The 6,540-nt window shown below is 45.7% G+C and carries 6 protein-coding genes, 8 tRNA genes and 2 rRNA genes; all 16 read right to left on the bottom strand.

Annotation, left to right across the window (positions count from 1 at the left end):
• The coding region (locus tag ACZYR9_RS27015; protein WP_488981447.1) for an amidohydrolase family protein at nt 1–742 on the bottom strand (742 nt) is incomplete at its 3' end.
• 476 nt (nt 743–1,218) lie between these two features.
• Nucleotides 1,219–1,866, bottom strand: a complete 648-nt coding sequence (locus ACZYR9_RS27010) for a GntR family transcriptional regulator (protein ID WP_488981446.1) — start codon at nt 1,864–1,866, stop codon at nt 1,219–1,221.
• Nucleotides 1,867–1,995: 129 nt separating this feature from the next.
• Nucleotides 1,996–3,003: a 2-dehydro-3-deoxygalactonokinase gene (locus ACZYR9_RS27005; protein ID WP_488981445.1), complete on the bottom strand. Its 1,008-nt coding sequence runs from the start codon at nt 3,001–3,003 to the stop codon at nt 1,996–1,998.
• Nucleotides 3,004–3,020: 17 nt separating this feature from the next.
• Nucleotides 3,021–3,698, bottom strand: coding sequence for an RraA family protein (locus tag ACZYR9_RS27000; RefSeq protein ID WP_488981444.1), 678 nt, complete (start codon nt 3,696–3,698; stop codon nt 3,021–3,023).
• Between the two features lie 184 nt (nt 3,699–3,882).
• Entirely contained in the window at nt 3,883–4,368 is a 486-nt protein-coding gene (locus tag ACZYR9_RS26995; protein WP_488981443.1) for a 2,4'-dihydroxyacetophenone dioxygenase family protein, read from the bottom strand.
• A 39-nt stretch (nt 4,369–4,407) separates the two neighbouring features.
• Nucleotides 4,408–5,178 (bottom strand): SDR family NAD(P)-dependent oxidoreductase, encoded by a 771-nt coding sequence (locus ACZYR9_RS26990; RefSeq protein WP_488981442.1) that lies wholly within the window; start codon nt 5,176–5,178, stop codon nt 4,408–4,410.
• Nucleotides 5,179–5,583: 405 nt separating this feature from the next.
• Nucleotides 5,584–5,663 (bottom strand) — tRNA-Leu (locus ACZYR9_RS26985).
• Nucleotides 5,664–5,674: 11 nt separating this feature from the next.
• Nucleotides 5,675–5,747: transfer RNA gene (locus ACZYR9_RS26980), tRNA-Lys, on the bottom strand.
• A gap of 5 nt (nt 5,748–5,752) precedes the next feature.
• Nucleotides 5,753–5,827 (bottom strand) — tRNA-Gln (locus ACZYR9_RS26975).
• A 20-nt stretch (nt 5,828–5,847) separates the two neighbouring features.
• Nucleotides 5,848–5,923 (bottom strand) — tRNA-Thr (locus ACZYR9_RS26970).
• A gap of 6 nt (nt 5,924–5,929) precedes the next feature.
• Nucleotides 5,930–6,005 (bottom strand) — tRNA-Val (locus tag ACZYR9_RS26965).
• Between the two features lie 7 nt (nt 6,006–6,012).
• A tRNA-Glu gene (locus ACZYR9_RS26960) sits at nt 6,013–6,084 on the bottom strand.
• Nucleotides 6,085–6,087: 3 nt separating this feature from the next.
• A tRNA-Thr gene (locus tag ACZYR9_RS26955) sits at nt 6,088–6,163 on the bottom strand.
• Nucleotides 6,164–6,166: 3 nt separating this feature from the next.
• Nucleotides 6,167–6,242: transfer RNA gene (locus tag ACZYR9_RS26950), tRNA-Asn, on the bottom strand.
• Between the two features lie 5 nt (nt 6,243–6,247).
• Nucleotides 6,248–6,364: ribosomal RNA gene (rrf, locus tag ACZYR9_RS26945) — 5S ribosomal RNA — on the bottom strand.
• Between the two features lie 73 nt (nt 6,365–6,437).
• Nucleotides 6,438–6,540, bottom strand: a 23S ribosomal RNA gene (locus tag ACZYR9_RS26940); the annotation flags it as partial.

Below are 6,540 nucleotides of genomic sequence, written 5' to 3'. Positions count from 1 at the left end.
CCTTCAAGGTCGGGAATCGTTCGAAAACGCCTTCACAAACGATGCTGTTCAACTGCGACATATGGTGAATCGCCAGGATGTTGTGACGCTCAAAGTTGGTCGTCGGATACCCTGCGGCCGTCGTGGATGGGTTGATTCCGTCTCCTTCGCCCCCGCCGTGAATCCCGATCATCAGGTTGTTGCGCACAGCCGCTTCGTAGATCGGGTAGTAGCGTCGCTGCCCGTATGGCTCGCGCGATGCCGAGGTCAGCAGCACCTGAACCACTCTCGGATGCGAGCCCAGTCGATCAATTTCTTTTGCTGCGAGCAGCGGGTCTTGGGTTGCGACCACAATGGAGGCCAACCAGCGGTCATCGCTTGGAATCCACGTGTCCATCGTATAATCGTTGAATGCCGATGCCAGTGCCGCTGCGTAATCCGGATTGTTATGCGCAGAGATGGAAAGCAGGTTGCCGGTCAGAATGGCTTTTTCTATATGATAGCGGTCCAGCAAATCCACTTTCGCGAATTCCGGATCGGAGCCCGAAGGAAGTCCATTATCCGGTCTTGCATCATCGCGTTCCAGCGGAATCGGACGAAACATGAGAAATGGCAATGTCATATTGTGGGCCTTCAGTCTGTCCCACCATACCCGCGGCAAATAGGGCTTCAAATCGTCGTAGCTTTTGACGCATTGATGCACATCGCAATCGATAATCCCGTGATTAAACCTAGAAGCTTTCCTCGTCGTAGACGCTTCCATATTGTTTTCTACCTCCTGTTGTTGAATACCCCAAAACCAAATTTGTAAACGGTTCCATTTTGAGCAGTAATCATTTTAGCTTAACTAAGTGAATCTGATTGTTCGTCCACCACAATCACTTCACAGTCAAGTAAAATGGTTTCCGAAATATTGGAAATCTAATATCTAATATATTAGATTTGTTTTGATATCTCAAATTATAACACATATCACAAATCTGTCAAACTCTTTTTGTTCATTATGGTCTTCGTTTATTCTTATCTATGGATAAAAATGTTCTGTATATTTTGTGATGATGGATCCGGAAACAGATGAATGAATGCTATCGCAAACGGATGACGGAATTAAGACAGCACAAAATGGGACATGCTCAAGGCATGGCCCCTTACGAACCCAGAGTTAGTCATAATCGCATCGCATGAAATAAGGAATGGGTTTAAGTACAAATTCTGCTTAAAATCCTTCTCGCTTTCCGATTACGAATAATCCTCAACAGTATGATGCTTGATCTCATCAATATGCACATCCATTAGCTGTATCGCTTTTTCGAGGTTGGAATCGAATAATGCCCGCAAAATTTTCTTATGCAATTCGTTCGCTTGTCGAGGCCTATCCGTATTTTTGGTGATAATGACACCATACCATTTAATCTTCAATTCCAATGTGCTCATGATGGACACTAATAATTGGTTATTGGAATATTGAATAATCGTCCGATGGAGATTTCGGTCCGCTTCAAAAAAAGGCTTCATATCCCCTTTTTGAATCGCCTCTTCAGCTCTGTCCGCTTCATCGATCAGCAATTGAATTTGAGCTTTTGGCATTGTGCGTGCTGCGATCGTAAGGGCTTTGAGCTCTAAAGCTTTTCGGACATCATACAGATCTTCAATATCCTTGACATTAGGCAGATTGACATAAGAGCCCGAACGCGGCTTGACATCAATGAGCCCGTCCTGCTTGAGTCTATTAATTGCATCCCGCAGCGGTGTCCGACTAACACCAAGCTCCTTGATTATATCTTCGTAAATGATTTTGGAGCCGGGCTTCAGTTCATTATTTAGTATTTTATCCCTTAAGTAAATATATACACGCTCATGAAGATTGCTGTTGTCAAATATGATCAAGTTATCACCCTCTTATCAAGGTGCATGTTCTCATTCCATCGATACCATGCACCCATTGTCATTGTGATTTCTAAGAGTCATTGTACATCTAGCTACGTTGATTGTAAAATCAACTTCCACGCAGAACGTTTACTCTCTTGATCCAGAGATTAATCCACGGTATTCCGCAATACGAAGCGTACCGTATCCCGCCAAATGCTGCATTGTTTGGGAATCTACAGGAATAACCTCTCCCTCGTAATTCTCTACGGTGAAGAGCAGCGAGAGCGTATCCCGTACGATCTCTTTTCCAGCTATATAAACCGGCATCTGCTGTGAAGCAGAGATCACCTGATGATTAAGAATCGCCCGGAGATCCTCGGCAAAAACAACCCCCATCAGCATATTGGCTTTCTCGTTCACATTAAGCTCTGAGAATAGGTCCATGACACGTATGGAAAATGCCGCACGACTAAGACCTGACTGCTTGGCCAGCTGATACCCTTGAATCACCCGATCCGGCAGCAGATCGGCCGCATAAGATTTATTGACCGCATTGGCTATAATCGTATGATTAGACACGGCCATCAGCAGCTCTCCCGTAAGGGTCGTTAGACTTTCCGTTATATATTTTTGAGCATTAAGGAAGACAAATTTCGTATGCGATCCAGGCAAAATAAAAAGTGCCGGACCCGTTACGTTTAGCTTTTCCACTAAGGCAAAAGTCTCAACCTCTTCTCCACGCATTATGTCCGTAATCTCAGCATGTGCAGCCTCTGAAGAGGATGAAACACTTTTAATGCCGGGTACGAACCAGATATCCTTATCCACGATTTCAGGAAACCGCTTGCAAAACATATGTTGCGAAAGCATATCCATTCCTGCAGGTGAAGAAATATGCGGCACTTCCACCAGGCCGACATTTGATGTAATCATCCCTGATGCGGCAATGATGTCAACCTCTCCCAAATCGAGATTATGGCTTTGCAAGAGCTTATTAATCAATTCACCAATGGTCATTTTCAGCGCTTCGTTATTCCCGTTGATAACTGTATTTCTAACTCCCACTTCAGCCGATACCGAGTCCATCGCATCATATTGCTTCCATAATACTACACGGGTATTCGTCGTGCCCGTATCAATGGTTATTCTATACATCGCAACCAACCTTTACTTTAAATTCTTCCGAATTTTTGAAGCAACTCCTCTACCGTCGCTCCTTTCAGTATTTCTTCTCTGGTTGCTATTTCCTTGTCAGCCTGCTCGCGCGCCAGAGCATACACCTCTTCCAGCTGGTCATAGGGTACTACAGCAACACCAATCTCATCGGCTACAATCAAATCACCAGGTTGAATAATGACACCGCCGCAGGAAATCGGAACGTTTATTTCGACCGGTTCTTTTCTTCCGGAATACGCCGTATGAGCTGCCCTTGGACCGGATACCTTGGCTGTAACGGGAAATCCCAGCATTCTTGATTCATCCGTATCCCGGCAGCTGCCGTCTATTACCGCACCCGTAACCCCTGCGTTTCTTGCCAGGCCAGACATTAAGCCTCCCCAAATGGAGGTTTCCGTTTCGCCAAAAGCATCAATGACGATCACATCGCCCGGCTTCACAACCTCAAATACTTCCAGGCAATCGACAATATCGCCTGCGGTTAATTTTACCGTTATGGCAGGGCCGATGATCTTCTTGTCGGCTGCTTTCGGTTTCATATCATGCCTCATAACCTGATTGCGCTGCATGGCGTCTCCGACCACACACGATAACGATAACACATCGGCCATATCACGAAAAGGTTTAATTTTCGATTCATCAATTGGCGGCCTTGGTTTAATAATTTTTTTCATCAGGGGTTCCCCATCCTTTATATTTATCGTTTTTAACGAATGACCTCCCCGGCATGACTTGCATGTAGCCTAAAAAACAAAAGTATCCATCGTAAACAAATCGATAGATACTTTTGCCTATAACGCGAGGGGTGTGGTGGTTCACGTCAATCTTGCATTCAAGCGATCAAGGCTAAGGCTGATATTAATACAGCAAGTTCATTTCCGGAATATTGTGTTTTTGGCAGTATTCCTTGTAGAGCTTCAATTTCGTGAATACATCGTCTTGATAATACACTTGGTCTTCGTCATTCAAGTATTGGATCGTTCCTTCCAGGATGAAAAGCGTAATCATTTCTTCTTCGCCATCAACAACAAGCGTGTGAATATCACCCGGCGGCTCATAAACGAACGTGCCCGGTTTCGCCACCCAGGTTCTCTCCAAATATCTCCACTCTCCTTGAATGGTATAAGCCATAACCTGTCCGCCGGTATGACGATGACGGTTAACCGCTCCGCCCGGCAATACTTTTAACAGATTGATCCAGCGTCCGTTAGACAAATCAAAACGAACCGGTTTGAACCATACGCGATCGCTTTGCGGAATCCAAGGGATTTCGTTAATATCAATCGCCTGATCCGGCAATCCAACCATCTGAGCAAATTCATTTAATGTTTGTGCTGTTGTCATTTTTCATTCCTCCAAAAATTTATTATGGTTATAAAAGCATCAAGCTGGCGGGAATAAAGATGGATCCCCCGCAAGAAGTCCGCCGTCTACAGGGAGAATGGCTCCTGTAATAAAGCTTGCATCCTTGGAGCTCAGGAAATCGATTGCAGCAGCCACTTCCTGCGGTGAACCAAAGCGTCTTTGCGGAGTTCTCGAAAGGATTCTCTCTTTAAATGCAGGATCCCTCGTAGCACCGGATGATAATGGTGTCTCGATATAACCGGGGCTAACCGCATTGACACGAATATTATTCTCAGCCCAATCGACTGCCAAGCATTTGGTAATTTGAACAATGCCTCCCTTTGAAGCGGCATACGACAGCAGATTCTTACTTCCGTAATGGGCAAGCATCGAGGCGAAATTTACAATGGCTCCGCCGTCCCCTTGAGCCATATACGGTTGAACCGCTTGACACATGTAAACGGTTCCATTTAAATTAACATCGAGGACTCCTTTAAGCTCCAGGTCTGTTACGTTTACGTTAGGTGAGCGTCGAATGATTCCCGCCGCATTAATCAGAATATGAATATTCCCTAATGACTTGAACACCTTCTCGGCCACTTCCTTGGCACCCTCTTGATTGGATACGTCGGCCTGGAAGAAATGCACATCATGCCCTTCTGCTCTTAACTTATTCTTCTGTGCATCTCCGCTTTCCGCCGCAATATCCACGATCGCCACAGTCAAGCCTTTTTCGGCAAATCGTTGGACAACGGAAAGTCCGAGCCCTGACGAACCGCCAGTTACAATGGCCACTTGTTTAGAGCCCATAGTTACTCTCCCATCTTATATAATTTGGTTATTCATTCGCTTCTCTTCGCATTTCTTAACAGAGCATGAAGTTCATAATTCATTACCCCTTGATGTTAATCTCTGTCAATTTCCTACTAAGAGTTTTATAATCTACAACTAATATCTAATATATTAGATTGTTTATATATTTCACATTATAACATACTTATCATATCTGTCAATTTGTTTTTGATACCTTATACCGTATATGTAAAAAACGCTCTTATCACACCAATAGCTGCGATGAATAAAGTTTACACACCTAAAAAATAAAAGTGTGAACGGTGGGGTCACTGCATTCTCTTCCGATCCATACAAGAAGGAATATGGCAATAACAGCAAAAGGCCTTAGAACACATGTTCTAAGGCCTTTTGCTAATTGGATGCGCGTAGAGGGACTTGAACCCCCACGGTCTCCCGCCAGATCCTAAGTCTGGTGCGTCTGCCAATTCCGCCATACGCGCGTTTGAAAAACTGAGCCATGTAGGACTCGAACCTACGACACCCTGATTAAAAGTCAGGTGCTCTACCAACTGAGCTAATGGCTCATACATGGCTGGGGATCTAGGATTCGAACCTAGGCATGACGGAGTCAAAGTCCGTTGCCTTACCGCTTGGCTAATCCCCAATATTGGTGAATCATGGTACTGGTGCCGCCGAGAGGACTTGAACCCCCAACCTACTGATTACAAGTCAGTTGCTCTACCAATTGAGCTACAGCGGCATATCATGGTGGAGGCTGACGGGATCGAACCGCCGACCCTCTGCTTGTAAGGCAGATGCTCTCCCAGCTGAGCTAAGCCTCCATGGGAATGACCCGTAGGGGATTCGAACCCCTGTTACCTCCGTGAAAGGGAGGTGTCTTAACCCCTTGACCAACGGGCCTTATGGAGCTTCCAACCGGGATCGAACCGGTGACCTCATCCTTACCATGGATGCACTCTACCTACTGAGCTATGGAAGCAAGTGGCTCCCCGAACAGGACTCGAACCTGTGACAACTCGATTAACAGTCGAGTGCTCTACCAACTGAGCTATCAGGGAATAATGCTTGGCGACGTTCTACTCTCCCAGGACCCTGCGGTCCAAGTACCATCGACGCTGGAAGGCTTAACGGTCGTGTTCGGTATGGGTACGCGTGGTTCCCTTCCGCCATCATCACCAAACGAATTACTTATTCAAGGCGGCTTGTGCCCTGAAAACTGGATCGAAACTAAAGCTGCTGCTGATCATATATTTTTGGATAAGCCCTCGACCGATTAGTATTCGTCAGCTCCACACGTTGCCGCGCTTCCACCCCGAACCTATCTACCTCGTCGTCTACAAGGGGTCTTACATACTG

The sequence above is a fragment of the Paenibacillus sp. F024 genome, from assembly GCF_057814255.1.
Note: the sequence above shows the minus strand (reverse complement) of the source record. Positions and strands in the feature narration are given on the sequence as shown.